23 protein-coding genes and 1 pseudogene are annotated in these 23,745 nt (G+C 70.9%); 9 read left to right on the top strand and 15 right to left on the bottom strand.

Annotated elements, in window-relative coordinates; translation table 11 throughout:
• Positions 1-3: 3 nt before the first annotated feature.
• Complete coding sequence (gene hisI, locus RKD20_RS32810; protein WP_424880856.1) at positions 4-399, bottom strand: phosphoribosyl-AMP cyclohydrolase; 396 nt, start codon at positions 397-399, stop codon at positions 4-6.
• Positions 400-482: 83 nt separating this feature from the next.
• Here hisI and RKD20_RS32805 point away from each other — a divergent pair, with 83 nt between their 5' ends.
• On the top strand, positions 483-1,118 hold the full coding sequence (locus tag RKD20_RS32805) for a TIGR03085 family metal-binding protein (protein WP_020119947.1): 636 nt from the start codon (positions 483-485) through the stop codon (positions 1,116-1,118).
• A gap of 4 nt (positions 1,119-1,122) precedes the next feature.
• Here RKD20_RS32805 and RKD20_RS32800 read toward each other — a convergent pair.
• From RKD20_RS32800 to hisD, 9 genes and pseudogenes are all read right to left on the bottom strand, one after another.
• Positions 1,123-2,243: pseudogene (locus tag RKD20_RS32800) on the bottom strand (MFS transporter).
• A gap of 250 nt (positions 2,244-2,493) precedes the next feature.
• Complete coding sequence (gene hisF, locus RKD20_RS32795; protein ID WP_424880855.1) at positions 2,494-3,249, bottom strand: imidazole glycerol phosphate synthase subunit HisF; 756 nt, start codon at positions 3,247-3,249, stop codon at positions 2,494-2,496.
• Positions 3,246-3,644, bottom strand: coding sequence for a RidA family protein (locus RKD20_RS32790; protein WP_424880854.1), 399 nt, complete (start codon positions 3,642-3,644; stop codon positions 3,246-3,248). The genes hisF and RKD20_RS32790 overlap by 4 nt, the downstream gene beginning before the upstream one ends.
• Positions 3,641-4,378: a bifunctional 1-(5-phosphoribosyl)-5-((5-phosphoribosylamino)methylideneamino)imidazole-4-carboxamide isomerase/phosphoribosylanthranilate isomerase PriA gene (gene priA / locus RKD20_RS32785; protein ID WP_007381380.1), complete on the bottom strand. Its 738-nt coding sequence runs from the start codon at positions 4,376-4,378 to the stop codon at positions 3,641-3,643. Before priA ends, RKD20_RS32790 begins: the two co-directional genes overlap by 4 nt.
• Complete coding sequence (gene hisH, locus RKD20_RS32780; protein WP_424880853.1) at positions 4,378-5,025, bottom strand: imidazole glycerol phosphate synthase subunit HisH; 648 nt, start codon at positions 5,023-5,025, stop codon at positions 4,378-4,380. The genes priA and hisH overlap by 1 nt, the downstream gene beginning before the upstream one ends.
• The gene (locus RKD20_RS32775) at positions 5,022-5,186 is read right to left on the bottom strand and encodes a hypothetical protein (protein WP_391187746.1); all 165 of its coding nucleotides are present in this window, start codon (positions 5,184-5,186) and stop codon (positions 5,022-5,024) included. Before RKD20_RS32775 ends, hisH begins: the two co-directional genes overlap by 4 nt.
• Positions 5,183-5,776 (bottom strand): imidazoleglycerol-phosphate dehydratase HisB, encoded by a 594-nt coding sequence (gene hisB / locus RKD20_RS32770; RefSeq protein ID WP_028808075.1) that lies wholly within the window; start codon positions 5,774-5,776, stop codon positions 5,183-5,185. Before hisB ends, RKD20_RS32775 begins: the two co-directional genes overlap by 4 nt.
• Positions 5,773-6,882, bottom strand: a complete 1,110-nt coding sequence (locus RKD20_RS32765; RefSeq protein WP_424880852.1) for a histidinol-phosphate transaminase — start codon at positions 6,880-6,882, stop codon at positions 5,773-5,775. Before RKD20_RS32765 ends, hisB begins: the two co-directional genes overlap by 4 nt.
• Positions 6,879-8,204, bottom strand: coding sequence for a histidinol dehydrogenase (gene hisD / locus RKD20_RS32760; protein WP_424880851.1), 1,326 nt, complete (start codon positions 8,202-8,204; stop codon positions 6,879-6,881). The genes RKD20_RS32765 and hisD overlap by 4 nt, the downstream gene beginning before the upstream one ends.
• Positions 8,205-8,361: 157 nt before the next feature.
• Here hisD and RKD20_RS32755 point away from each other — a divergent pair, with 157 nt between their 5' ends.
• The 4 genes from RKD20_RS32755 to ybaK all read left to right on the top strand — a co-directional run bounded on the left by RKD20_RS32755 (position 8,362) and on the right by ybaK (position 12,382).
• Entirely contained in the window at positions 8,362-9,939 is a 1,578-nt protein-coding gene (locus RKD20_RS32755; RefSeq protein ID WP_424880850.1) for an oxidoreductase, read from the top strand.
• 163 nt (positions 9,940-10,102) lie between these two features.
• Positions 10,103-11,113: a hypothetical protein gene (locus RKD20_RS32750; RefSeq protein ID WP_424880849.1), complete on the top strand. Its 1,011-nt coding sequence runs from the start codon at positions 10,103-10,105 to the stop codon at positions 11,111-11,113.
• A gap of 11 nt (positions 11,114-11,124) precedes the next feature.
• Positions 11,125-11,865, top strand: coding sequence for an LON peptidase substrate-binding domain-containing protein (locus tag RKD20_RS32745; RefSeq protein WP_424880848.1), 741 nt, complete (start codon positions 11,125-11,127; stop codon positions 11,863-11,865).
• A 16-nt stretch (positions 11,866-11,881) separates the two neighbouring features.
• Complete coding sequence (gene ybaK / locus RKD20_RS32740) at positions 11,882-12,382, top strand: Cys-tRNA(Pro) deacylase (RefSeq protein WP_424880847.1); 501 nt, start codon at positions 11,882-11,884, stop codon at positions 12,380-12,382.
• A 183-nt stretch (positions 12,383-12,565) separates the two neighbouring features.
• On the opposite strand, the gene RKD20_RS32735 is transcribed toward ybaK, so the two are convergent.
• The 4 genes from RKD20_RS32735 to RKD20_RS32720 all read right to left on the bottom strand — a co-directional run bounded on the left by RKD20_RS32735 (position 12,566) and on the right by RKD20_RS32720 (position 16,477).
• A complete protein-coding gene (locus RKD20_RS32735) occupies positions 12,566-13,243 on the bottom strand; it encodes an AAA family ATPase (protein WP_424880846.1) in 678 nt (225 codons plus the stop codon).
• Positions 13,244-13,277: 34 nt separating this feature from the next.
• Positions 13,278-14,102, bottom strand: coding sequence for an ABC transporter permease (locus RKD20_RS32730; protein ID WP_424880845.1), 825 nt, complete (start codon positions 14,100-14,102; stop codon positions 13,278-13,280).
• 73 nt (positions 14,103-14,175) lie between these two features.
• Entirely contained in the window at positions 14,176-15,150 is a 975-nt protein-coding gene (locus RKD20_RS32725) for an ABC transporter ATP-binding protein (protein WP_028808074.1), read from the bottom strand.
• Positions 15,151-15,256: 106 nt separating this feature from the next.
• Positions 15,257-16,477 (bottom strand): NYN domain-containing protein, encoded by a 1,221-nt coding sequence (locus tag RKD20_RS32720; RefSeq protein WP_424880844.1) that lies wholly within the window; start codon positions 16,475-16,477, stop codon positions 15,257-15,259.
• Positions 16,478-16,698: 221 nt separating this feature from the next.
• On the opposite strand from RKD20_RS32720, the gene RKD20_RS32715 reads away from it, so the two are divergent.
• The gene (locus RKD20_RS32715) at positions 16,699-16,863 is read left to right on the top strand and encodes a hypothetical protein (RefSeq protein ID WP_424880843.1); all 165 of its coding nucleotides are present in this window, start codon (positions 16,699-16,701) and stop codon (positions 16,861-16,863) included.
• Positions 16,864-16,957: 94 nt separating this feature from the next.
• Here RKD20_RS32715 and dnaE read toward each other — a convergent pair whose 3' ends face one another.
• Positions 16,958-20,497, bottom strand: coding sequence for a DNA polymerase III subunit alpha (dnaE, locus tag RKD20_RS32710; protein WP_424880842.1), 3,540 nt, complete (start codon positions 20,495-20,497; stop codon positions 16,958-16,960).
• 203 nt (positions 20,498-20,700) lie between these two features.
• On the opposite strand from dnaE, the gene RKD20_RS32705 reads away from it, so the two are divergent.
• From RKD20_RS32705 to RKD20_RS32695, 3 genes are all read left to right on the top strand, one after another.
• Positions 20,701-22,026: a DUF2252 domain-containing protein gene (locus tag RKD20_RS32705; RefSeq protein ID WP_352382846.1), complete on the top strand. Its 1,326-nt coding sequence runs from the start codon at positions 20,701-20,703 to the stop codon at positions 22,024-22,026.
• A 91-nt stretch (positions 22,027-22,117) separates the two neighbouring features.
• Positions 22,118-22,810: a hypothetical protein gene (locus RKD20_RS32700; RefSeq protein ID WP_424880841.1), complete on the top strand. Its 693-nt coding sequence runs from the start codon at positions 22,118-22,120 to the stop codon at positions 22,808-22,810.
• Positions 22,811-22,906: 96 nt separating this feature from the next.
• Positions 22,907-23,722, top strand: a complete 816-nt coding sequence (locus RKD20_RS32695) for a thioredoxin domain-containing protein (RefSeq protein ID WP_424880840.1) — start codon at positions 22,907-22,909, stop codon at positions 23,720-23,722.
• Positions 23,723-23,745: the final 23 nt, after the last annotated feature.

Genomic DNA, 23,745 nt, shown 5'->3' with positions numbered 1-23,745 from the left:
ACCTTACTGATCCGAGGCGGCGGGACCGGAATCAGCGCCGTCCTTGAGGAGCACGTCCTCGTCGAAGCAGGTCCGCGCGCCGGTGTGGCAGGCGGCGCCCACCTGGTCGACCTTGACCAGCACGGTGTCGGCGTCGCAGTCCAGGGCGACGGACTTGACCCACTGGAAGTGGCCGGAGGTGTCGCCCTTGACCCAGTACTCCCGGCGGCTGCGCGACCAGTAGGTGCAGCGGCCGGTGGTCAGCGTGCGGTGCAGCGCCTCGTCGTCCATCCAGCCGAGCATGAGCACCTCACCGGTGTCGTACTGCTGGGCGATGGCGGGGACGAGCCCGTCGGCGCTGCGCTTGAGGCGCGCGGCGATCTCCGGGTCGAGGCTGCTGCTGGGCGGCGTGCTGGTCATGGGTGCCATTGTGCCGCGCGCCACTGACAGTGACCGTGGGGTGTCCACTGTGCGGACCGGGGACGCGGTCGTAGGCTGACTGCATGTCGACTTTCGCCAAGCGTGAACGACTTCTCCTCGCCGACCTGTTGGAGGCCGAGGGTCCCGAGGCCCCCACTCTGTGCCAGGGCTGGCTCACCCGGGATCTCGCGGCGCACGTGGTGGTGCGCGAGCGCCGTCCCGACGCCGCCGGCGGTCTGCTGATCAAGCAGCTCGCGTCCCGCCTGGACCGGGTGATGACCGAGTTCTCCGAGAAGCCCTACGAAGAGCTGATCCAGCTGATCCGCACCGGCCCGCCGCGCTTCTCGCCGTTCCAGCTCAAGCAGGTCGAGGAGCTGTCGAACACGGTGGAGTTCTACGTCCACACGGAGGACGTCCGCCGGGCCCGCCCCGACTGGACGCCCCGCGAGCTGGACCCGGTCTTCCAGGACACCCTGTGGTCCCGTCTGGAGCGCACCGCCCGGCTGATGGGCCGCGGTGTCCCCACCGGTCTGGTGCTGCGCCGCCCGGACGGCCAGACGGCGGTCGCGCACCGGGGCACCCCGGTCGTGACGGCGACCGGTGAGCCGTCGGAGCTGCTGCTGTTCCTGTACGGGCGGCAGAGCGCGGCCAAGGTGGAGCTGGACGGCGACAAGGAGGCAATCGCCAAGCTGCACGAGGCGAAGGAACTCGGGATCTGACGGGTCAGGCGGGGAGCTCGGCGCGGCGCAGGTTCGGTGCGCACAGCGCGACCACCCCGCCGAGCCCGCACACCGCCGCGCTGGTCACGAAGACCGGTCCGGTGCCCCAGGCGCCGATCGCGGCGGCCGACAGCGGCATGCTGCGCGGTGCGAAGCCGAGGCTGACCAGTGAGGACACGGCGGTCACCCGGCCCAGGCAGGCGGGGTCGGCCTGGGTCTGGAGCAGCGCCCCGCACAGGGCGCCGCTGAGCCCGGCGAGCAGTCCGATCAGCAGGGCGACCCCGGCCGCCGCGACGACCCCCGGGACGAAGGCCAGGGCGCCGATGGCGGCCGCCCCGCACAGACAGGCGTACGCCATCACGTGCCCGGCGTGCGGCACGCGCCCGCGTACGGCGAGCAGCAGCGAGGCGGCACCGGCCCCGGTCCCGAACCCGCCGAGCACCCAGCCCATTCCGGAGGCACCCCAGCCGCGCTCGTCCGCCAGCAGGGTCAGCCCGACGTTGAGCGGCCCGACGAAGCCGAGGTCTCCGAGGGCGATGGCCGGCATCAGCGGGGCGAGGACGCGGTGGCGGCGGATGTACCGCAGTCCGGCGCGCAGGTCGTGCCAGGCGGTGCCGGCGGCCTTCGTGTCGTCGGCGGGCAGGTCCCCTATCCGGACGGCGACCAGCAGCGGCACGGATATCGCGATCAGCACTCCGGCGAGGGCGAACGCGGCCTTCGCTCCCCCGGCCGCCACCGCGAGTCCGCCCAGCGGGCCGCCGACGACGCTCGCGAAGCGGATGCCGAGCCCTCGCATGCCCTGCACGGCGCGAGCTGCCCGCGGCTCGTCACGCGCGCGGGGAGAGCTCCCACGGCCGGCATGAACACGGCGTCCACGGTCCCGAAGACGAGTCCCAGCAGGGCCAGCGGCCACAGTCCGGGGCTGGTGAGGAACAGCAGCGCCGCCACCGCGAGCACTGCCGCGCAGCGCACCGCGTCACTGCCGATGACGACCCTGCGCGGGCCCAGCCGGTCGGCGATCACTCCTCCGCCGAGCATCAGCACTGCCCGCGGCAGCGCGCTGACCGACATCACGATGCCTGCCTGCGCGGGTGTGCCGGACTGGACGGCCGTGGCGGCGGTCACGGGTGGGACCCTCTCGGACGCGGAGCGGGAGTCGGCGGCGGAACGGATCAGCGGGGATCAGACCCGGAACGGGAAGCCGTACTTGTGCAGCGCGACGTTCTCGCGCTCGCTGTCCGAGGCGGCCCGTTCCACTCAGCGCTCCAGGTGGGCCGCTCGTCGAGGTAGCGGCGGTACCGGGACTCCAAGGTCGGGGCCCGCCTGTTCGTCACCGCTGAAAGCCGTGACGTGGACTTGCTCGCGGGAACGCCGTTCAGCGAACGGGGTGCCCCGCCCCCCGTAGCGTCTCCTTCACCTCGCCGATCCGCAGATCGCCGAAGTGGAACACCGAGGCCGCCAGCACCGCGTCCGCGCCCGCCCCGATGGCCGGCGGGAAGTGGTCCAGCTTCCCCGCGCCGCCGGAGGCGATCAGCGGCACCGTCACGTGCTTGCGGACGGCCTTGATCATCTCCAGGTCGTAGCCGTCCTTGGTGCCGTCCGCGTCCATCGAGTTGAGCAGGATCTCACCGGCGCCCAGCTCGGCGGCCCGGTGCGCCCACTCGACGGCGTCGATGCCGGTGCCCTGGCGGCCACCGTGCGTGGTCACCTCGAAGGAACCCGACGCGGTGCGCCGCGCGTCCACCGACAGCACCAGCACCTGTCGGCCGAACCGCTCGGCGATCTCGCGGATCAGGTCGGGGCGGGCGATGGCCGCGGTGTTCACGCCCACCTTGTCCGCGCCGGCCCGCAGCAGCTTGTCGACGTCCTCGGCCGTGCGGACACCGCCGCCGACCGTGAGCGGGATGAACACCTGCTCGGCGGTGCGGCGCACCACGTCGTACGTCGTCTCGCGGTTGCCCGACGAGGCGGTGATGTCCAGGAACGTCAGCTCGTCGGCGCCCTCGGCGTCGTAGACCTTGGCCATCTCGACGGGGTCGCCCGCGTCGCGCAGGTTCTGGAAGTTGACGCCCTTGACGACCCGGCCGTTGTCCACGTCCAGGCAGGGGATGACTCGTACGGCGAGGGTCATGCTGCGGTGTCTCCTCGGAACGCCTCCACCTCGACTTCGACGACCAGGCTGGGGTCCACGAAGCCGGAGACGATGATCATGGATGCGGCGGGCCGGACGGCGTCGAACAGCTCCTTGTGAGCGCGTCCGACCTCGTCGACGTCCCGGGCGTGGGTGATGTACAGGCGCGTGCGCACCACGTCGTCCCGGCCGAGCCCCAACTCCTTCAGGGCCGCGAACGCGACGTTGAAGGAGTTGACCGTCTGCTCGTACGGATCGCCCGCGACGATCTCACCGTCCACCACCGAGGTGCAGCCGGAGACCAGCACCAGGCCGTTCGGCAGTTCCACCGCCCGGGAGTACCCGAAGGTGTCCTCCCAGGGCGCACCGGTCGTGACGCGTCGCAGATCGCTCACTGAGCCACCGCCTCCAAAGCCTCTTCCAGGGTGAACGCCTTCGCGTACAGCGCCTTCCCGACGATGGAGCCCTCGACACCGAGCGGGACCAGTTCGGCGATGGCCCGCAGGTCGTCCAGCGAGGACACCCCGCCGGAGGCCACGACCGGGCGGTCGGTGGCGGCGCAGACGTTGCGCAGCAGCTCCAGGTTGGGGCCCTGGAGGGTGCCGTCCTTGGCGATGTCGGTGACGACGTACCGGGCGCAGCCCTCCTTGTCGAGCCGCTCCAGTGCCTCGTAGAGGTCGCCGCCCTCGCTGGTCCAGCCGCGGCCCTTGAGGGTCGTCCCGCGGACGTCGAGACCCACCGCGATCCTGTCGCCGTGCTCGGCGATGACCTTGGCGACCCACTCCGGGCTCTCCAGTGCGGCCGTACCCAGGTTCACCCGGGTGCAGCCGGTGGCGAGGGCGGCGGCCAGGGAGGCGTCGTCGCGGATGCCGCCGGACAGCTCCACCTTGATGTCCATGGCCTCGGTGACCTGCCGGACCAGCTCCCGGTTGTCGCCGGTGCCGAACGCCGCGTCCAGGTCGACCAGGTGCAGCCACTCGGCGCCCGCCCGCTGCCAGGACAGGGCGGCCTCCAGGGGGGAGCCGTACGAGGTCTCGGTCCCGGACTCGCCGTGCACGAGGCGGACGGCCTGGCCGTCGCGCACGTCGACGGCGGGCAGGAGTTCGAGCCGGGAGAGCTTCGAGGGCATCACAGGGTTCCGATCCAGTTCTTCAACAGCTGCGCACCGGCGTCGCCGGACTTCTCGGGGTGGAACTGCGTGGCCCACAGGGCGCCGTTCTCCACGGCGGCCACGAAGGGCCTGCCGTGCGTCGACCAGGTCACGCGCGGCGCCTGCATCGACGGGTTGTGCGTCTCCAGGGACCAGTCGTGGACGGCGTAGGAGTGCACGAAGTAGAAGCGGGCCTCGGCGTCCAGGCCGGCGAACAGCTGGGAGCCGGCCGGCGCGTCGACGGTGTTCCAGCCCATGTGGGGCACGATGTCGGCCTTCAGCGGCTCGACCGAGCCGGGCCACTCGTCGAGGCCCTCGGTCTGCACGCCGTGCTCGATGCCGCGCGCGAAGAGGATCTGCATGCCGACGCAGATGCCCATGACCGGGCGCCCGCCGGACAGCCGGCGGTCGATGATCCAGTCACCGCGAGCCTCGTGCAGGCCCTTCATGCAGGCGGCGAAGGCGCCGACGCCCGGCACCAGCAGGCCGTCGGCGTTCATGGCCCTGTCGTAGTCGCGCGTTATCTCGACCTCGGCCCCCGCGCGCGCGAGGGCGCGCTCAGCGGACCTCACGTTGCCGAAGCCGTAGTCGAAGACGACGACCTTCTTCGAAGTCGGAGCGCTCAATTCCACACCCCCAGCCTCATGACGCCGGCGACGAGACACATCCCGGCGGCGATGGAGAGCAGCACGATGAGGCCCTTGGGCATCTGCTGCTTGACGAAGGAGTAGATGCCGCCGGCCAGGAAGAGGCCGACGACGATCAGGAGGGTCGACAGGCCGGTCACAGCGCGCCCTTCGTGGAGGGGAGGATGCCGGCCGCGCGCGGGTCGCGCTCGGAGGCGTAGCGCAGGGCCCGGGCCAGCGCCTTGAACTGGCACTCCACGATGTGGTGGGCGTTGCGCCCGTACGGCACGTGCACGTGCAGGGCGATCTGCGCCTGGGCCACGAAGGACTCCAGGATGTGCCGGGTCATCGTGGTGTCGTACTCGCCGATCATCGGCGCCATGTTCTCGGGCTCGGTGTGCACGAGGTAGGGGCGCCCTGACAGGTCCACGGTCACCTGGGCGAGGGACTCGTCCAGGGGGACCGTGCAGTTGCCGAAGCGGTAGATGCCCACCTTGTCGCCGAGCGCCTGCTTGAAGGCGGCGCCGAGCGCGAGGGCGGTGTCCTCGATGGTGTGGTGCGAGTCGATGTGCAGGTCGCCCTCGGTCTTCACGGTCAGGTCGAACAGACCGTGCCGGCCCAGCTGGTCGAGCATGTGGTCGTAGAAGCCGACGCCCGTCGCCACCTCGACCTTCCCGGACCCGTCGAGATCGATCTCGACCAGGACCGAGGTCTCCTTGGTCACTCGTTCCACGCGTCCTACGCGGCTCATGTGCTCTGCTCCTTCTTGAGTTCACGGACCGCGTCGAGGAACGCGTCGTTCTCTTCGGGGGTTCCGGCGGAGACCCGCAGCCACCCCGGAATGCCGTTGTCCCGGACCAGGACACCCCGGCCGAGAATCTTCTCCCAGGCCACGTGGGAGTCTTCGAAGCGCCCGAACTGCACGAAGTTCGCGTCCGACTCCACGACCTCGAAGCCGATCGCGCGCAGCTCGCTCACCAGCCGGTCCCGCTCGGCCTTCAGCTGCTCGACGTACTTGAGCAGCGTGTCGGTGTGCTCCAGGGCGGCCAGCGCGGTCGCCTGCGTGACGGCCGACAGGTGGTAGGGCAGCCGGACGAGCTGGACTGCGTCCACGACCGCCGGGTGCGCGGCAAGGTAGCCGAGGCGCAGGCCGGCCGCCCCGAACGCCTTCGACATCGTCCTGGAGACGACGAGATTCGGCCGTCCTTCGAGCAACGGCAGCAGCGAGTCGCCGTGGCTGAACTCGATGTACGCCTCGTCGACGACGACCATGGAGGGCTTGGCGGCCTGCGCGGCCTCGTAGAGCGCGAGGACCGTCCCGGGCGGGACCGCGTTGCCCGTGGGGTTGTTGGGGGTGGTGATGAAGACGACGTCGGGCTTCTGCGAGGCGATCGCCTGCGCGGCTACCTCGACGTCGATGGTGAAGTCCTCGTTCCGGGGGCCCGAGATCCAGCCCGTGCCGGTGCCGCGCGCGATGAGCGCGTGCATCGAGTACGACGGCTCGAAGCCGATCGCCGTACGGCCGGGGCCGCCGAAGGTCTGGAGCAGTTGCTGGATGACCTCGTTGGAGCCGTTCGCCGCCCAGACGTTGGCGAGGCCCACCTCGTACCCGGACGTGTCCGTCAGGTACTTGGCGAGCTGGGTGCGCAGCTCGACCGCGTCCCGGTCCGGGTAGCGGTTGAGGTCGCGGGCGGCCGCACGGACGCGCTCGGCGATGCGCTCGACCAGCGGCTCGGGCAGCGGGTAGGGGTTCTCGTTGGTGTTCAGCCGGACCGGGACGTCCAACTGGGGCGCGCCGTAGGGGGACTTGCCGCGCAGCTCGTCCCGTACGGGAAGATCGTCGATTCCGAAGTTCACTTGCTCGTCGGCACCTTCCACCCGAACCGGGCCTTGATCGCCGCCCCGTGGGCCGGCAGGTCCTCCGCCTCCGCCAGCGTGACCACGTGGTGCGCCACGTCCGCGAGCGCGTCCTTCGTGTAGTCGACGATGTGGATGCCGCGCAGGAAGGACTGGACGGACAGGCCCGAGGAGTGGCAGGCGCAGCCGCCGGTGGGCAGGACGTGGTTGGACCCGGCGGCGTAGTCGCCGAGGGACACGGGGGCCCAGGGGCCGACGAAGATCGCACCGGCGTTGCGGACCCGGTCGGCGACCGCGGCGGCGTCGGCCGTCTGGATCTCCAGGTGCTCGGCGCCGTACGCGTCGACGACCCTGAGGCCCTCGTCGATGCCGTCGACGAGGACGATCGCGGACTGCCTGCCCTTCAGGGCGGGCACGATCCGGTCCTCGATGTGCCGGGTGGCCGCGACCTGCGGCTCCAGCTCCTTCTCGACGGCGTCCGCGAGTTCGACGGAGTCGGTGACCAGGACGGCCGCGGCCAGCGGGTCGTGCTCGGCCTGGCTGATCAGGTCGGAGGCCACGTGCACCGGATCGGCGGAGGAGTCCGCGAGGACCGCGATCTCGGTCGGGCCGGCCTCGGCGTCGATGCCGATCTTCCCGGTGAAGTAGCGCTTGGCGGCGGCGACCCAGATGTTGCCGGGGCCGGTGACCATGGTGGCGGGCGGGCAGGACTCGGTGCCGTACGCGAACATCGCGACGGCGGTCGCGCCACCGGCGGCGTAGACCTCGTCGACGCCGAGCAGCGCGCAGGCGGCGAGGATCGTCGGGTGCGGGAGGCCGCCGAACTCTTCCTGGGCGGGCGAGGCGAGCGCGATGGAGGGCACTTGCGCCTCCTGCGCCGGCACCACGTTCATGATCACGGAAGACGGGTAGACCGACCGGCCGCCGGGCGCGTACAGCCCGACCCGGTCGACCGGCACCCATTTCTCGGTCACGCTGCCGCCGGGCACGACCTGGGTCGTGTGGTTCGTCCGGCGCTGTTCGCGGTGGACGAGACGGGCGCGGCGGATGGACTCCTCCAGGGCCGCCCGTACGCCCGGGTCGAGCTCCTCCAACGCGCGCGTGAGGGCCTCGGCGGGCACCCGCACCCGCTCCAGCCGCACGCCGTCGAACTTCTCCGCGAAGTCGATCAGCGCCGCGTCGCCCCGATGATGCACGGCCTCGCAGATCGGACGCACCTTCTCCAGGGCGGCCGAGACGTCGAAGTCGGCTCGGGGCAGCAGGTCGCGCAGGGCGGGGCCCTCGGGGAGGGCGTCGCCGCGCAGATCGATTCGGGAGATCACGCGTCAATTCTCGCAGACCCGCATCAGGCCCTGTTCGCGCATTCCAATGGCTGATACGCAACCCGGAAGATCCCCTTCACGTCTAGCGTTCGGGGCGTTACTCAACGGGCATGAACGGTTGTACGAATCCCACGAGCCGCAAGGAGCTGGAAGAACCGTGACCGAGGGGGCCGGCATCCGGAGCGGAGACCTGCCGGACGATCTGACCGCTGCCGAGGCCGGCATGTGGCAGGCCTTCCGCAACGGCACCACGTACGACCTGAGCAGCGGCGACACCGTCGTCGACGATCCGCACGGCGGACATCCCTGGGGCCCCGAGCGGACGGTCCGCGCCCGGATCGTGTGCTGGCTGCTCCTGGACGGTCCGCCCGCGCTCGCCGGCCGGGTGTCGTCCCTGAAGCTCACCGGCGTGCAGATCAGCGGCACCCTGGACCTCGCGGGCGGCACGGTGGTGCCGTACATGGAGATGAAGGGCTGCCGCTTCGAGCGGGAGATCCTGCTGCCGGAGGCCCGTTTCACCACCGCGCGGTTCGTGAACTGCTCGGTGCCGCGCCTGGAGGCCGCCCGGGTGCACACGGAGGGCGATCTGCATCTTCCGCGCTGCCGGTTCCACAACGGCGTACGGCTGACCGACGCGCACATCGGCACGGACCTGCTGATGAACCAGGCGATCGTCTACCGCGACCGCAGCGGCCGCTCCATCGCCGCCGACGGCATGACCGTGGGCCAGGACCTCCAGGCCGAGCTCCTGGAGTCGCACGGCGAGCTGAGCCTGCGCAGCGCGACGATCGGCGTCTCGCTGAGCCTGCGCGGCGCCCGGCTGACCAACCCGTACACCCGGCTCGCGCTGAACGCCCCGCAGCTGACCGTGGAGCGCACGCTGTACCTGACTCCCGCGGGCGTCGGGGCCTCCATGCTGAGCGGGGCGACCCCCGCGCGCGGGACGCGGATCCAGCGCTTCGAGTGCCAGGGCGGGGTGCGGCTGGACGACGGGCGGTTCGGGGACGCCGTGGACCTGGAGCGGGCCCGCTTCGTCTTCACCGACGAGCAGGAGCTGTCGCTGCGCCGCATCCAGGCGCCCGAGCTGCGCTTCCTCGGCGAGAAGCCGCAGCGCGGCAAGGTGGTGCTGTCGGGCGCGCGCGTGGGCAACCTCGTGGACCGGGCGAGCGCCTGGCCGGGGCCCGGCAATCTGCACATGGGCGGCTTCGCCTACGAGAACCTCGTGCCGCACGGCCCCTTTCCGCTCGCAGAGCGGCTGGAGTGGGTGGCGGCCGCGACCGCCGAGTACAACCCGGAGCCGTACGAGAGGCTCGCCGCCGTACTGCGGGCCGGCGGCGAGGACGAGGACGCGCGCGAGGTGCTGCTGGCCAAGCAGCGCCGGCGCCGCGAGAGCCTGCCGCCGGCCGCCAAGCTGTGGGGGTACGTGCAGGACTGGACGGTCGCCTACGGGTACCGGCCGGGGCGGGCCGCGGTGTGGATGGCGGTGCTGTGGGCGGCGAGCTCCGTGGCGTTCGCACACGCGAGCCATCCGCCGCTCAAGGGCGGCGACCATCCCGCCTGGAATCCCGCCCTGTTCGCCCTCGACCTGCTGCTTCCGGTGATCGACCTGGGACAGGTCGGATTCTGGCAGTTGCGCGGCGGCTGGCAGTGGCTGGCGGCGGCGATGGTCCTCCTCGGCTGGGTCCTGGCGACCACCGTGGCGGCGGGGGCCACGAGGCTGCTGCGGCGGAGCTGACGGGCCCTGTGAAGAATTCGGCAGGGCACCGGGTGGGACCGGTGAGACAGCAGGTCAGAGAGTTGTTGAACGGTCACCTTTTTAAGGTCCCTTGACCCCGCGGCGTACAACTTTCCACGAATTGCACGTTCGCACTGGCGCAGCCTTCGCCGTCGGACTTTCAATGGTCGACACCATGGCTCTGCTGCCCCCCTTCATCCGTGCGACGCGGATGCCCCCGTACCTCACCGGCGGACTGTCCGCCGACGACGAGGTGCTGCTCGACGCGCCGGACGACCGGCTCGGACCCGCGCTGGTCGCCGCCGGTCAGGGCACGTACGGGCGAGCGGCCGAGCTGCTCCGCATGACCCGCGAGAGCGCCGCCTGGGAACTGCGCGACCGGTACGTCCGGCGGCTCTCCGCCTTCGCCCGCTCCCGCCCCGAGTGGTACGACGCCTGGCGCGCCGAAGCCCCGTACGACCCGGACCAGCTGCTGCTCACCGCCCAGCTCGCGGTGGACCGGGTGTGGGACTCGCCGGCCCGGGCGGAGCTGCTGCGCGAGGTGAGCCCGCTGATCACGGCCGCGGCGCGCGGCGAGGACCGGGACCCGGTGCCGTGGCGGATCGCCCTGGACCACGCACGCGGCTCCCAGGCCGGGCACACCTACTTCGGGGAACTGTGGGAGGCGGCCCTCAGGCGCGCCCCGCTGCACTACGGCTGCCATGTGGCCGCCCTGCGCTATCTGGCGACGTCCTGGCGCGGCTCGTACCGCGAGTGCTTCGACTTCGCCGACCGGGCCGCCCAGGACGCCCCGCCCGGCTCTCTGATCCAGGCGCTGCCCGCGCGGGCGGCCCTCGCGTGTCTGACCGAGGCGGGCTCCGACGCGGTGCCGCGCGAGCGGCTGGACGCGGCAGCCGACCGGGCGGTCGAGCTGTCCGCCACGCTCGCGCCGGCCGACCCCTGGCCCGCCGAGATCCGCAACAAGCTGGTCTACGTGCTGGTGCGTCTGGGCCGCTGGCACGACGCCCTGGAGCAGCTGCGCATGCTCGGCCCGTACGCGACCTCGTTCCCGTGGGGCCGGGAGGCCGAGGACCCGCTGGGCCGCTTCCTGGAGGTCCGGGAGGAGGTCCGGCAGCACGCCCTGATCCATCCACGGAGTGGGCACGGGGGACGAGTCCGCTCCGCGGGCCATTAGGCTTTGGCGCCGTGACCACCGTGCGGCTCCCGCTCTTCCCCCTGAACTCTGTGCTGTTCCCGGGGCTCGTGCTTCCTCTCAACGTCTTCGAGGAGCGCTATCGCGCCATGATGCGCGAACTGCTGAAGACGCCCGAGGAGGAACCGCGCCGGTTCGCCGTCGTGGCGATCCGTGACGGCCACGAGGTGGCGCCCAGCGCCCCCGGCCTGCCGGACCGGACGGCCGTGCCCGACAGCGGCCCCGCGGCCGGCTTCGGTGACGACCCCGTCAAGGCGTTCCACGCGGTCGGCTGCGTCGCGGACGCGGCGACGATCCGGGAGCGGGCCGACGGCACCTTCGAGGTCCTGGCGACGGGCACGACCCGGGTCCGGCTGCTGTCCGTCGACGCCTCGGGCCCCTACCTGACGGCCGAACTGGAGGAGCTGCCGGAGGAGCCGGGCGACGAGTCCGGGCCCCTGGCAGAGGGCGTCCTGCGGGCCTTCCGCCAGTACCAGAAGCGCCTGGCGGGAGCGAGGGAACGCTCCCTGTCATCCGGCGCGGACCTCCCGGACGAACCCTCGGTGGTCTCGTACCTGGTGGCGGCCGCGGTGATGCTGGACATCCCCACCAAGCAGCGCCTGCTCCAGGCCCCCGACACCGCGTCCCGGCTGCGCGAAGAACTGAAAATCCTGCGCGCGGAGACGGCGATCATCCGTAATCTGCCGTCGTTGCCGGCGTCGGAACTGACGCGCGGCCCGACGAGTCTGAACTGAGGCCGGAATCCGTCAGATGGCGAAGAAGTCGAAGAAGCAGCAGCTGGGCGGCACCCCCGCGACCGTGGCCCTGACCACCGCGGGCGTTTCCTTCACCGTGCACGCCTACGACCACGACCCCGCCCATCCCTCCTACGGCGAGGAGGCGGCCGAGGCGATGGGAGTCTCCCCGGAGCGCGTCTTCAAGACGTTGGTGGCGGACGTGGACGGCGCGCTGACGGTGGCGGTGGTCCCGGTGGCGGGCTCCCTGGACCTGAAGGCCCTGGCGACGGCCGCGGGCGGCAAGCGGGCGGCGATGGCCGACCCGACCCTCGCGGAACGCACCACGGGCTATGTCCGGGGCGGCATCTCCCCGCTGGGCCAGCGCAAGAAGCTGCCCACGGTCCTGGACGCGTCCGCCTCCGCCCACGACACGATCTGCGTCTCGGCGGGCCGCCGGGGCCTTGAGGTGGAACTCGCGCCGAAGGACCTGGCCGATCTCACGAACGCGGTCCTGGCGCCCATCGCCCGCGCGTGACCCCTCGACGAGGGCCCCTTCCTGGACTAAGCAGAAGGGGTATGTCGAAGAGAACGCGCAAGCGCAGGTGGCGCACGAAGAAGGGCCGCTCGAACCACGGCAGCCGCCCGGCGTAGGGGGCCGACTCCGGCCCAGGTCATTCGGCCCCGTCCGGCGTTCGAGGACGGGGCCCCTCCGGAGCCCCTACTGCGCGGGCGTTCCGTACCCGTCCCCCGGGGCCGCCGCCCCGTACGCCGACTCGGGATCCCGCGGCCCGAACAGCGCCGTGAGCCCCAGATGCACGACGAGGCCGGCGAAGGACCAGGCGAGCAACGCCCCCTTCGCCCCCAGCTTCAGCGGCGCGGCGAACGTGACGCCCTTGCCCACGGCCTTCGCATGGGCGATCACGTCGGACGTGGGCCCGAGCCACGTCCCCACCCGCCACGCGAGCAGGGATCCCAGCACTCCCCCGACGGCCAGCCCCACGACCAGCGGCACCCCGCCCCGCCGCCGCCACAGGAACACGGCGAGCGCGCTCACGAAACCGAAGGCCAGGGCCAGCAGAGTGAGCGTCCCGTCCACCCCGACCGCCTGCTCCCCCTCGGTGTCCTTGAGGTAGACGACCCAGTTCCCCTGCTCGTCCACGTCCCCGACCAGCGGCACATGCGGAGCCAGCCACCACCACAGCACCCCGAGCAGCGCCCCGGCGAGCGCCACGGCGACCATGATCACCGTGCCTTCCAGCAGCTCGGTCTTCATCCCGGGCCCGCCGTGCCCGTACCGGGGTTCGGCAGGAGCCGCGTAGGCGGCACCGGGGGCCTGCCAGGCATCGTGCGAGGACGGTTCGTGCGGCGGCGGAGGAGGCGTCAACGGAGCGGTCACCCTGCCATCGTGCCAGGCCCGCCTGCGCGGCGCGTCACCGGACGGCCGCCCGGCGATAGGCCCAGGTGGCGACGGCCAGCGAGACCACTCCCACGCACCCGCACACGGCGAGGTCGCCGAGCACGAAGGCCCAGTCGGGATGCGGCCCGAAGGTCCGGGCGAAGGCCTCGACGCCGTAGGTCGACGGCAGCAGGTCCCGGGCGAACCGCACCACCTCGGGCATCCGGTCGGCGGGCAGCACCCCGAGCAGCAGCGCGGCGGACATCCCGAGCTGTCCCAGCAGGGTGGCCAGCTCGGGCCGGGGCGCGAGCAGTCCGAGGGCCGCACCGAGGCCCGCCAGAGCGGCTCCCGCCAGCGGAATGACCGCCACCAGCACCCACAGGTGCGCCAGCGGCAGCCCGAACAGCACACACCCGAAGACGGCGGTCACCACGGTCCCGGGCACGGTGAAGGAGGCGTACGCGCCCGCGGCGCCGAGCACCACGGCGGCGGGCGGCACCGGCAGGGTGGCGTAGTGGTCGAGCCCTCCGCTGGCCCGCAGCTGCCCGAAGTACTGCGCGAGCAGATTGAGCGCGACGAAGGCCACGACCAGCACGGACGCCCCGGCGACCACGGACTGCGCCTCGTCCCCGCCGTCCACGACCCCCCGCATCAGGATCATGATCCCGATCGACTGGAAGGTCGCCACGAACAGCAGCGGGATGCGAGCGACCCGCGCGCGGGACAGCTGCGCCCGGTACACGGCCGCCAGCGACGGCCACAGCCGCGCGCGCGGCCCGAGCTCGGCCGCCGCGTCCCGGCCCGTCTCCTCGACGGCCGGCGCGCCGCCCTGCAGAGCCTCGGCGGGTACGACACTCACGTGGCTCAGCTCCTCTTCGCTCCGGCACTCGCCCTGTGACGTACGGACAGGGCCGTCCGCGTACTCAAAGTGCTCAAGCCTTCACCAGTCCCTGCTGCGCGGCCCCGCCCAGCGCGAGGTACACGTCCTCCAGGCTGGGCGTGGCGAGCGTGAAGTCGTCCAGCGCGGCGAACGCGGCCCCGCCGGTGACGGTGGCGACGACCGCGCGGGCCTCCTCGGGGGCGAGCCGCAGCGTCCAGCGGCGTCCGGCGGCCACGGCCCGGTCCAGGAGCGCGGCGACCTCGGGCACGTGCAGCGGGGCCGCCTCGCGCCACACGAGGTCGACGCGGACCTCGCCCGCCACCTGTTGCTTGAGGCCGGTGGGTGTGTCGCAGGCGATCACCCGGCCCTGGTCGAGGACGGCGACCCGGTCCAGGACCGTCTCCGCCTCGATGACGTTGTGGGTGACGAGCAGCACGGTCGTGCCGCGTTCGGCCCGCCGCCGGTCCACGGCGGACCACACCGCGCGCCGCGCCACGGGGTCCATCGCGGTGGTCGGCTCGTCGAGCACGAGCAGCGGCCGCTCCCCCACGAGCGCCGACGCGAAGCAGGCGAGCCGCCGCTGCCCGCCGGACAGCTTCTTCAGCGGCCGCCCGGCGATCGGCGTCAGCCCCAGCTCGTCGAGTACGGCGTCCCGCTCGGCCCGCGCCTTCCTGGCCTCCAGGCCGCGCAGCCGACCGGTGGTCTCGGCGGCGAGGGAGACGGTGAGCTCGTCGAGGGCGGTGGACTCCTGACCGAGATAGGCGAGGATCCGCGAGGCCCGGTCCGGGTGGCGCACGATGTCGTGTCCGAGGATCTCGACGCTGCCGCGGTCGGGCCGCATCAGCCCGGTGAGCTGCCGTACGAGCGTGGTCTTCCCCGCGCCGTTCGGCCCGAGCAGCCCGAAGATCTCACCGCGGCGGATGTCCAGCCGTACGTCGTCGGTGGCCCGTACCTCGGGCGTCGCCGGCGTCCCGCGCCGCCCGCGCACCGCGGGATAGGTCTTGGTCAGTCCGCGCACCGCACACACGACATCACCACGGTGTCGAAGTGCCGGTGCAGCGCGCGTACTCACAAAGGACGAGACTACGGGGTCGGGGAGCTTTGCTCGCCCTTGGGGCGGCGTATGTGCCGTTTCACTCCCCGGCGGGGACGTGCTCCGCGGCCGTCCGCACATCGATCTCCCGCCAGAAGCCGGCCCGGATCGCATAACGGTCGTGCTCGTCGATCTGGTCGTCCTTGTGCGCGAGCAGCCCGAACCGGGCCGCGTACCGGAGCAGTTCCCCGTCGATCCGGTGCGGCACCCGCGGGTACATCCCGGACAGCCGCTGCAGATGCGCCTGGTCCCCGAGCCGCTCCATCCACCGCCGCGCGAAGACCTGCCCCACCTCGAACGGGTCGCCGCCGACCGTGGTGATGTCCTCCTCCCGGTCGGCCCACCGCTGCTCCGCCGTGGTCAGCTGCGCGAGCGTCGGCATGGAGGCCACCTCGGGCGGCTCGGCGGCACCACTGGGCCGGTCGACCCAGCCCTTGTCGGAGGACCAGCGCAGAGTGGCGCTCGCGGGGTGCTGGGCGGGCTGCTGGGCACCGTGGGCCCGCAGCGCGGCGAGGTCCTTGGGCGTCGGCACTCCCTTCGGTGCCGGCACCCGCTCCTGCGTGCCGTTCTCCGAGGCGGCCGCCGGGGCGTGCTCGCTCTCCTCCGCGGACCGCTCGGGCGCCTGCGAGAGCGCGGACTCGGGCAGCGGCGCCGACAGGATCGCGGCGATCTCGGGCCGCGGCACGGGCTGCGGCGCGCAGATCCCGCCGAGCTCCTTCGCGCGGACGGCCTTGGTGATCCACGCGCGGTCCAGCACCCGCCGCTCGTCCGCCTCGGCGACCAGGTCCTCCGACTGGTTGTAGTCCCCGTCGGCGGCCTGCACGGCCCACAGGTGTACGGCGACCCCGTGTTCCTTGGCGGCCATCATGCCCGGCAGCAGGTCCCCGTCGCCGGTGACGAGCACGATGTCGGAGCAGGCGCGGTTGCGGGCCAGCTCGGTGAGCTCGGCGTGCATGGCGGCGTCCACGCCCTTCTGGGCCCAGCGTCCGTCGCTGCGGGTCAGGGCGCCGAGCCGGACGGTGACCCGGGGCATCACCCGCAGTCTGCGGTGCTCGGGCTGCGGGACGCGGTCGGGTGCGCCGTCGAACCAGTAGATGCGCAGCAGGGGCCGTTCGGTGTCGGACTCGGCCCGGTCGCGCAGCCCCTGCACGAGGGCGGCGTGATCGACGGTGATACGGGAACGGGAGGGCTCCCCGGCAAGGAGACTGGCGGCGGCCCCCAGCAGATACCCGGCGTCCACCAGGACGATGCAGCGGTCCACGCGATCCACCCTCTTTCCGGGAGGTTTGCTTCGGGCTTCCTTCGAGTCTGCCCGACCACGCGAGGGTTAACGGCCGGAACTCGATCTTCGGCGTGGCGTTTCGGGGCATTGCCCGGTGACATCCCCTGTCACAGACGGTAATTATCCGAAATGCGCCTGTTGTCAGCCTATGTGAATCTGGTCCCGGCCCTGGCCCCTAGATCCCCACAGGAGGCAACACCATGGCCAAGAACAAGAAGCAGAACCGAAAGCCGTCGCAGACCGAGCGTGCCGGGCAGGAGCCCCAGCACTCCTCGATGGAGACGCCGACCGAGCAGCATGCCCCGCAGGTGACCCCCGGCGACATGGCCCGCAAGGGGCGGCAGAAAAGCTTCGGCCACAACTGACATCTGCATAAAGGGTTGTTGAGACCCAAGCACACAGAGGGGCGCACCCCGTCAGGAGTGCGCCCCTCTGCATGGCCGGTACCGCCCGGGTCGCTCAGCCCGCCAGGCAGGACGGTCCGAGCAGCACCTTCAGATCGCCGAAGAGGGCCGGGTCCGGCTTCACCCGGTGCCGGTCCAGCCTGAGGACCGTGGTCTTGCTGGGCCCCTGGAGCCTGATGCGGACCTCGCTCTCCCCCTTGTGATGGCTGAGGATCTCACCGAGCCTGCTGACCATCGGCGGGGTGACCTTCAGCGCCGGGATGGTGAGGATCACGGGCGCGTTGGTACCGGCGTTGGACAGGTCGGGGACCTGGAGCTCCATCGCCACCAGCCGGGGCACGTCCTCGCGCTTGTCGAGGCGGCCCTTGACGAACACCACGGCGTCCTCGACGAGTTGGGTCGACACCAGCTGGTAGGTCGCCGGGAAGAACATGCACTCGATGGAGCCGGCGAGGTCCTCGACGGTGGCGATCGCCCAGGCGTTGCCCTGCTTGGTCATCTTGCGCTGGAGGCCCGAGATGATGCCGCCGATGGTGACGACCGCGCCGTCCGCGTGCTCACCGCCGGTGAGCTGGGCGATGCCCGCGTCGGCCTTGTCGGACAGCACGTGCTCCAGGCCGAAGAGCGGGTGGTCGGAGACGTACAGACCGAGCATCTCCCGCTCCTGGGCGAGCAGATAGGTCTTGTCCCACTCGTCGGTGGTGAACTCCACGTCGAGTCCGAAGCCGGGCTCACTGGCGTCCGCCTCGCCCATCCCGCCGAAGAGGTCGAACTGGCCCTCGGCCTCCTTGCGCTTGACCGCGACCACGTTGTCGATCATCGAGTCGAAGTGCGCGGTGAGGCCCTTGCGGGTGTGCCCCATGGTGTCGAACGCGCCCGCCTTGATCAGCGACTCGGTGGTGCGCTTGTTGCAGGCGACCGCCTCGACCTTGTCGAGGTAGTCGGGGAAGGAGGCGTACTTCCCCTTGGCCTTGCGGCTGCGGATGATCGACTCGACCACGTTGGTACCGACGTTGCGCACCGCTTCGAGCCCGAAGAGGATGACGTCGTCGCCCTGGGCGGCGAAGTTGTGCTCCGACTCGTTGACGTTCGGCGGGAGCACCTTGATCTTCATGCGCCGGCACTCGTTGAGGTAGACCGCCGACTTGTCCTTGTCGTCCTTGACGGAGGTGAGCAGCGCGGCCATGTACTCGGCCGGGTAGTTGGCCTTGAGGTACGCGGTCCAGTAGGAGACCAGTCCGTACGCGGCGGAGTGCGCCTTGTTGAAGGCGTAGCCGGCGAAGGGGACCAGTACGTCCCACAGGGCCTGGATCGCCTCGTCGCTGTAGCCGTTCTTCTGGGCGCCGGCCTGGAAGATGGTGAAGTTCTTCGCCAGTTCGTCGGGCTTCTTCTTGCCCATCACGCGGCGGAGGATGTCGGCCTCGCCGAGGGAGTACCCGGCGATGATCTGGGCGGCCTTCTGCACCTGCTCCTGGTAGACGATCAGGCCGTAGGTGACCGCGAGGACCTCTTGGAGCGGCTCCTCCAGCTCCTTGTGGATCGGCGTGATCTCCTGGCGGCCGTTCTTGCGTTCCGCGTAGTTGATGTGGGAGTTCATGCCCATCGGGCCCGGCCGGTAGAGGGCCGAGACGGCGGAGATGTCCTCGAAGTTGTCGGGCTGCATCTGGCGCAGCAGCGAGCGCATCGGGCCGCCGTCGAACTGGAAGACACCGAGGGTGTCACCGCGGCAGAGCAGTTCGAAGGTCTTGGGGTCGTCCAGCGGGAGGGCGAGCATCTCCAGGTCGATGCCCTTGTTGGCCTTCACCATCTTGATGGCGTCGTCCATGATCGTGAGGTTGCGCAGGCCCAGGAAGTCCATCTTCAGCAGGCCGAGCGACTCGCACTGCGGGTAGTCCCACTGCGTGATCGTCACGCCGTCGGTGTGCCGTACCCAGATCGGGGCGTGGTCGACGATGGGCTCGCTGGACATGATCACGCCGGCCGCGTGCACACCCATCTGCCGGACCAGGCCCTCGACGCCCTTGGCGGTGTCGATGACCTTCTTCACGTCCGGTTCGTTCTCGTACATCGACCGGATCTCGCCCGCCTCGCTGTAGCGCGGATGGGAGGGGTCGGTGATGCCGTTCAGGTCGATGCCCTTGCCGAGGACGTCTGCGGGCATCGCCTTGGTGAGCCGGTCACCCATCGCGTACGGGTAGCCCAGCACGCGCGCGGAGTCCTTGATGGCGTTCTTCGCCTTGATCTTGCCGTACGTGCCGATCATGGCGACCTTGTCGGCGCCGTACTTCTCGGTCACGTACCGGATCACCTCGACGCGCCGACGCTCGTCGAAGTCGATGTCGACATCGGGCATGGAGACGCGCTCGGGGTTGAGGAACCGCTCGAAGATCAGGCCGTGCGGGATCGGGTCGAGGTCGGTGATGCCCATGGCGTAGGCGACGATCGAACCGGCCGCGGAGCCTCGGCCGGGGCCCACCGCGATGCCGTTGTTCTTGGCCCACATGATGAAGTCGGCGACCACGAGGAAGTAGCCCGGGAACCCCATCTGGATGATGACGTCCATCTCGTAGTCCGCCTGCTTCTGGCGGTCGTCGGGGACGCCGCCCGGGAAGCGGCGCTCCATGCCGCGGCGCACCTCCTCCTTGAACCAGGTGACCTCGGTGTAGCCCTCGGGGATGTCGAACTTCGGCATGAGGTTCCTGGCCTCGAACATGCCGGTGGTGTCGACCATCTCGGCGATCAGGAGGGTGTTGGCGCAGCCCTCCTGCCAGGCGTCCGAGGAGTCGACGGCGTACATCTCGTCGGTCGACTTCAGGTAGTAGCCGGTGCCGTCGAAACGGAAGCGGTCGGGGTCGGAGAGGTTCTTGCCGGTCTGGATGCACAGCAGGGCGTCGTGGGCCGTCGCCTCGTGCGCGTACGTGTAGTGCGAGTCATTGGTGACCAGCGGGGGGATGCCGAGCTTCTTGCCGATCTCCAGGAGGCCGTCGCGGACCCGGTGCTCGATCTCGATGCCGTGGTCCATCAGCTCCAGGAAGTACCGGTCCTTGCCGAAGATGTCCTGGTAGTCGGCGGCGGCCTTCAGGGCCTCGTCGTACTGGCCGAGGCGCAGCCGGGTCTGGAGTTCGCCGGAGGGGCAGCCGGTGGAGGCGACGATCCCCTCGGACCACTGGGAGATCGTCTCCTTGTCCATCCGGGGCCACTTCTGCAGCCAGCCCTCGGCGTACGCGTCGGAGGAGAGCTTGAAGAGGTTGTGCAGGCCGGTCTTGTTCACGGCCCACATCGTCTTGTGGGTGTAGCCACCGGAACCGGAGACGTCGTCCCGCTTCTGGTGCGGCTGGCCCCACTGGATCTTGCGCTTGTTGCGCCGGGACTCCGGCGCCACATACGCCTCGATCCCGATGATCGGGGTGACCCCGGCCTTCTTCGCGGTGTGGAAGAAGTCGTACGCCCCGTGCAGGTTGCCGTGGTCGGACATGGCGATGTGGGTCATGCCCATCTCGTTGCACGCGTTGAACATGTCCTTGAGCCGCGCGGCACCGTCCAGCAGGGAGTACTGGGTGTGGACGTGCAGGTGCGTGAACGGCGGCTTTGACACGGCGTGGCCTCCATGGAAAACACTCGACGACAGGCGGGCGGACAGTGCGGGGGACAGCGTCGAAGTCTATGCCTCGGCACTGACACTCAGGGGGCCGCCCCGCGTACCTTCACAACGAGGGTCGCGGGCACTTTCGCCGGGACCCGCCCGTTGGAGAGACGACAGAAACGCTGTCGTACACATGTACCTGGAGGCACCCCGCGATGTCGGTACCGCAGCTCAACGACGAGCACCGCGGCGAGGAGATTCTCGCTGTCTTCGACACCGCCTTCGGCGAGCTCCTGGCCGCCGATCCGGCCGCGTTCCGCGTGAAGTTCCGGAAGATGGCGGCCTCGGCGTTCGCGTTCTACCGGGGTACCGCGTGCCTCTTCTACCACGACCTGGACGCCGAGAAGAGGGGTGGCCCGTACCTGGACGAGCGCACCTCACGCGTGTGGATCCACGGCGACCTGCACGCGGAGAACTTCGGCACGTACCTGGACGCCAACGGCCGGCTGATCTTCAACGTCAACGACTTCGACGAGGCCTATGTCGGCCCGTTCACCTGGGACCTCAAGCGCTTCGCCGCCTCCGTCGCGCTGATCGGGTACGCCAAGGCGCTCGGCGACGAGCAGATCACCGAGCTGGTGGAGGTGTACGCGGGCGCGTACCGCGAGCGGATCCACGCCCTGGCCACCGGCGCCAAGAGCGACGAGGTGCCGCCCTTCACCCTGGACACCGCCCAGGGCCCGCTCCTGGACGCGCTGCGCGACGCCCGCTCCCTGACCCGCTTCGGCCTCCTGGAGTCGATGACGGAGATCCGTGACTTCGAGCGCCGCTTCGCGCCGGGCGGCGGCTCCATCGAGCTGGACGCGGCCACCCGCTACAAGGTGCTCGCGGCCTTCGACGGTTATCTGGAGACCCTCCCGGAGGCATCCCTGGACCGTCCGGACTCCTACCGCGTCAAGGACGTCGTCGGCCGCCGCGGCATCGGCATCGGATCGGCCGGGCTGCCGTCGTACAACATCCTGCTCGAAGGGCACACCGACGCCCTGGAGAACGACGTCGTGATCTACATCAAGCAGGCCCAGACCCCGGCCGTGTCCCGGCACATCACCGACCCGGCGATCCGCGACTACTTCCAGCACGAGGGCCACCGCACGGTGATCTCCCAGCGCGCCCTCCAGCAGCACGCCGACCCGTGGCTGGGCTGGACCGAGCTGGGCGGCGCGGGCCAGCTGGTCGCCGAGATCTCGCCGTACGCCGTGGACCTGGACTGGGGCGACATCGACGACCCGGAGGAGATCGCGGGCGTCGTCGCCGACCTCGGCCGGGCCACGGCCACCATGCACGCGGCGGCGGACGACACCTCGGGCGAGTCCCTGGTGCCCTTCTCCACCGAGCGGGCCATCGACGCGGCGATCGCGGCCGACGAGGACGGGTTCGCGGGCCTCCTGGTCGACTTCGCGCACAGCTACGGCGCACGCGCGCGTGCCGACCACCAGACCTTCGTGGACCTGTTCCGCAACGGCCGTATCCCCGGCCTGTGACAGGCCCTGTACCGCTGTCGATAACGATAGGGCCGCTCACAGGGACTCTTTAGGGGTCCCTTACAGGCCCGCGTGACACACTCTCCACGCTATGGACATATCCGGGACCCAGCTACGAGCGCTCCGCGCGGCGCTGTTCACGGCACTCGTCGTGACGCTCAGCACCGCGTCGCACGTGCTGCTGTCCCGGGCTCCCCTGCCGCTCAACACGGTGGCGGTGGTCGCCGTCGCCGTGTTCGCGCTCACCTACGCGCTGGCCGGCCGGGAGCGCGGCTTCGGGCGGATCGCCGTCGTGCTGATCCCGCTGGAGCTCGCCGCCGACACCGTCTTCACCACCGGCCAGCACGTCTGCTATGGCGCCGCGGGCGGCCCGGTGGCGGGTCCACTGCGTTCGGTCGGCTGGGACGTGTTCTGCGGTGACGGCACCAGCGTCGGCTCGCCGCTGGCCCGGATGGCTGGCTCCGACCCCGGCAGGCTCGGCGGCCTGCTCGCCCACGCCGACCCGCAGACCGCCTGGCTGCTGCTGGGCGCCCACATCTGTGTCGGCCTCCTCGCGGCCGCCTGGCTGCGCCGCGGCGAGCGGGCCCTGGCCCAGCTGCTGCGGGCCGTGGCCGCCACGACCTTCCGGCCGCTGCTCCTCGCGGCCGCCGCGCTGACCGTGCGGTCGGCGCCGGAGCCGGCCCGCCCGGTGCGCCCCGGCCGCCGTACGGCCGTCGTGCTCGACGAGTTCCTCGTGCACTCCCTGGGACGGCGTGGACCGCCGTGCTCGCCCGCTGTCGCCTGAGCCTCTCCCGCTCGCACAGCGTCCGCGCACCACCAGTCCCGACCTACGTATCCCCGCACACGACGTGTGCGCGTCCCCTCGATGGAGAACACCACCATGAGCAAGCGGAACAGCCAGGCCGCGAAGACCGCCGCCCGCGAGCGGCTGCGGCAGGAGCGCGAGCGCCAGGCCAAGCGCGACAAGATCAAGCGGCAGGTCATCGTCGCCTGCTCCATCGTCGGCGTCCTGGCGATAGCCGGCGGCATCAGCTACGCGGTCGTCCAGAGCAACAAGCCCAGCTACTGGGAAGAGGCCAAGAACGACAAGCTCGTCAAGCCGGCCAACAGCACAGGCACCAACGGCACGACGGTCGTCATCGGCAAGAGCACCGCCAAGAAGACCCTGCTCATGTACGAGGACCCGCGCTGCCCCGTGTGCGCGCAGTTCGAGCAGACCGTCGGCTCGACCGTCGACAAGGACGTCGCGGACGGCAAGTTCAAGCTCCAGTACGTCGGCGCCACCTTCCTCGACGGCAACCTCGGCGGCGAGGGCTCCAAGAACGGCCTCAGCGCCCTCGGCGCCGCGCTGAACGTCAGCACCGACGCGTTCCTGCAGTACAAGACCGCGATGTACTCCACGAAGTGGCACCCCGACGAGAGCGGCCCCGACAAGTTCAAGGACGACTCCTACCTCATCAAGATCGCGCAGACCGTCCCGGAGCTGAAGGACAACAAGACCTTCCAGGACGCCGTGAAGAACGGCACCTACGACAAGTGGGCCCTGGTCATGTCCGAGAAGTTCAACAAGGACGGCGTGACCGGCACCCCGACCCTGAAGATGGACGGCAAGACGCTGACCGGTTCCGACGGCAAGAGCGCGCCGATGACGGTCGCCGACTTCAACACGGCGCTCGAAGCGGCCCTGAAGGGCTGATCCCCGCACTCTTCAGGCAAAGA

The sequence above is a fragment of the Streptomyces sp. SLBN-8D4 genome (assembly GCF_049739545.1).
Taxonomy (GTDB): Bacteria; Actinomycetota; Actinomycetes; order Streptomycetales; family Streptomycetaceae; genus Streptomyces; species Streptomyces canus_C.
The sequence above is the reverse complement of the archived record's forward strand: the minus strand, read 5'-3'. Positions and strand labels throughout refer to the sequence as shown.

Excerpts from the sequence above, each read along its gene's own strand:
- priA (WP_007381380.1), bottom strand. The coding sequence starts at position 4,378 with ATGCCCTCGAAGCTCTCCCGGCTCGAACTCCTGCCCGCCGTCGACGTG.
- ybaK (WP_424880847.1), top strand. The coding sequence starts at position 11,882 with ATGGCGAAGAAGTCGAAGAAGCAGCAGCTGGGCGGCACCCCCGCGACC.
- RKD20_RS32705 (WP_352382846.1), top strand. The coding sequence starts at position 20,701 with ATGTCGGTACCGCAGCTCAACGACGAGCACCGCGGCGAGGAGATTCTC.
- RKD20_RS32715 (WP_424880843.1), top strand. The coding sequence starts at position 16,699 with ATGGCCAAGAACAAGAAGCAGAACCGAAAGCCGTCGCAGACCGAGCGT.
- RKD20_RS32695 (WP_424880840.1), top strand. The coding sequence starts at position 22,907 with ATGAGCAAGCGGAACAGCCAGGCCGCGAAGACCGCCGCCCGCGAGCGG.
- hisB (WP_028808075.1), bottom strand. The coding sequence starts at position 5,776 with ATGAGCCGCGTAGGACGCGTGGAACGAGTGACCAAGGAGACCTCGGTC.
- hisI (WP_424880856.1), bottom strand. The coding sequence starts at position 399 with ATGACCAGCACGCCGCCCAGCAGCAGCCTCGACCCGGAGATCGCCGCG.
- hisF (WP_424880855.1), bottom strand. The coding sequence starts at position 3,249 with ATGACCCTCGCCGTACGAGTCATCCCCTGCCTGGACGTGGACAACGGC.
- RKD20_RS32700 (WP_424880841.1), top strand. The coding sequence starts at position 22,118 with ATGGACATATCCGGGACCCAGCTACGAGCGCTCCGCGCGGCGCTGTTC.
- RKD20_RS32805 (WP_020119947.1), top strand. The coding sequence starts at position 483 with ATGTCGACTTTCGCCAAGCGTGAACGACTTCTCCTCGCCGACCTGTTG.
- RKD20_RS32750 (WP_424880849.1), top strand. The coding sequence starts at position 10,103 with ATGGTCGACACCATGGCTCTGCTGCCCCCCTTCATCCGTGCGACGCGG.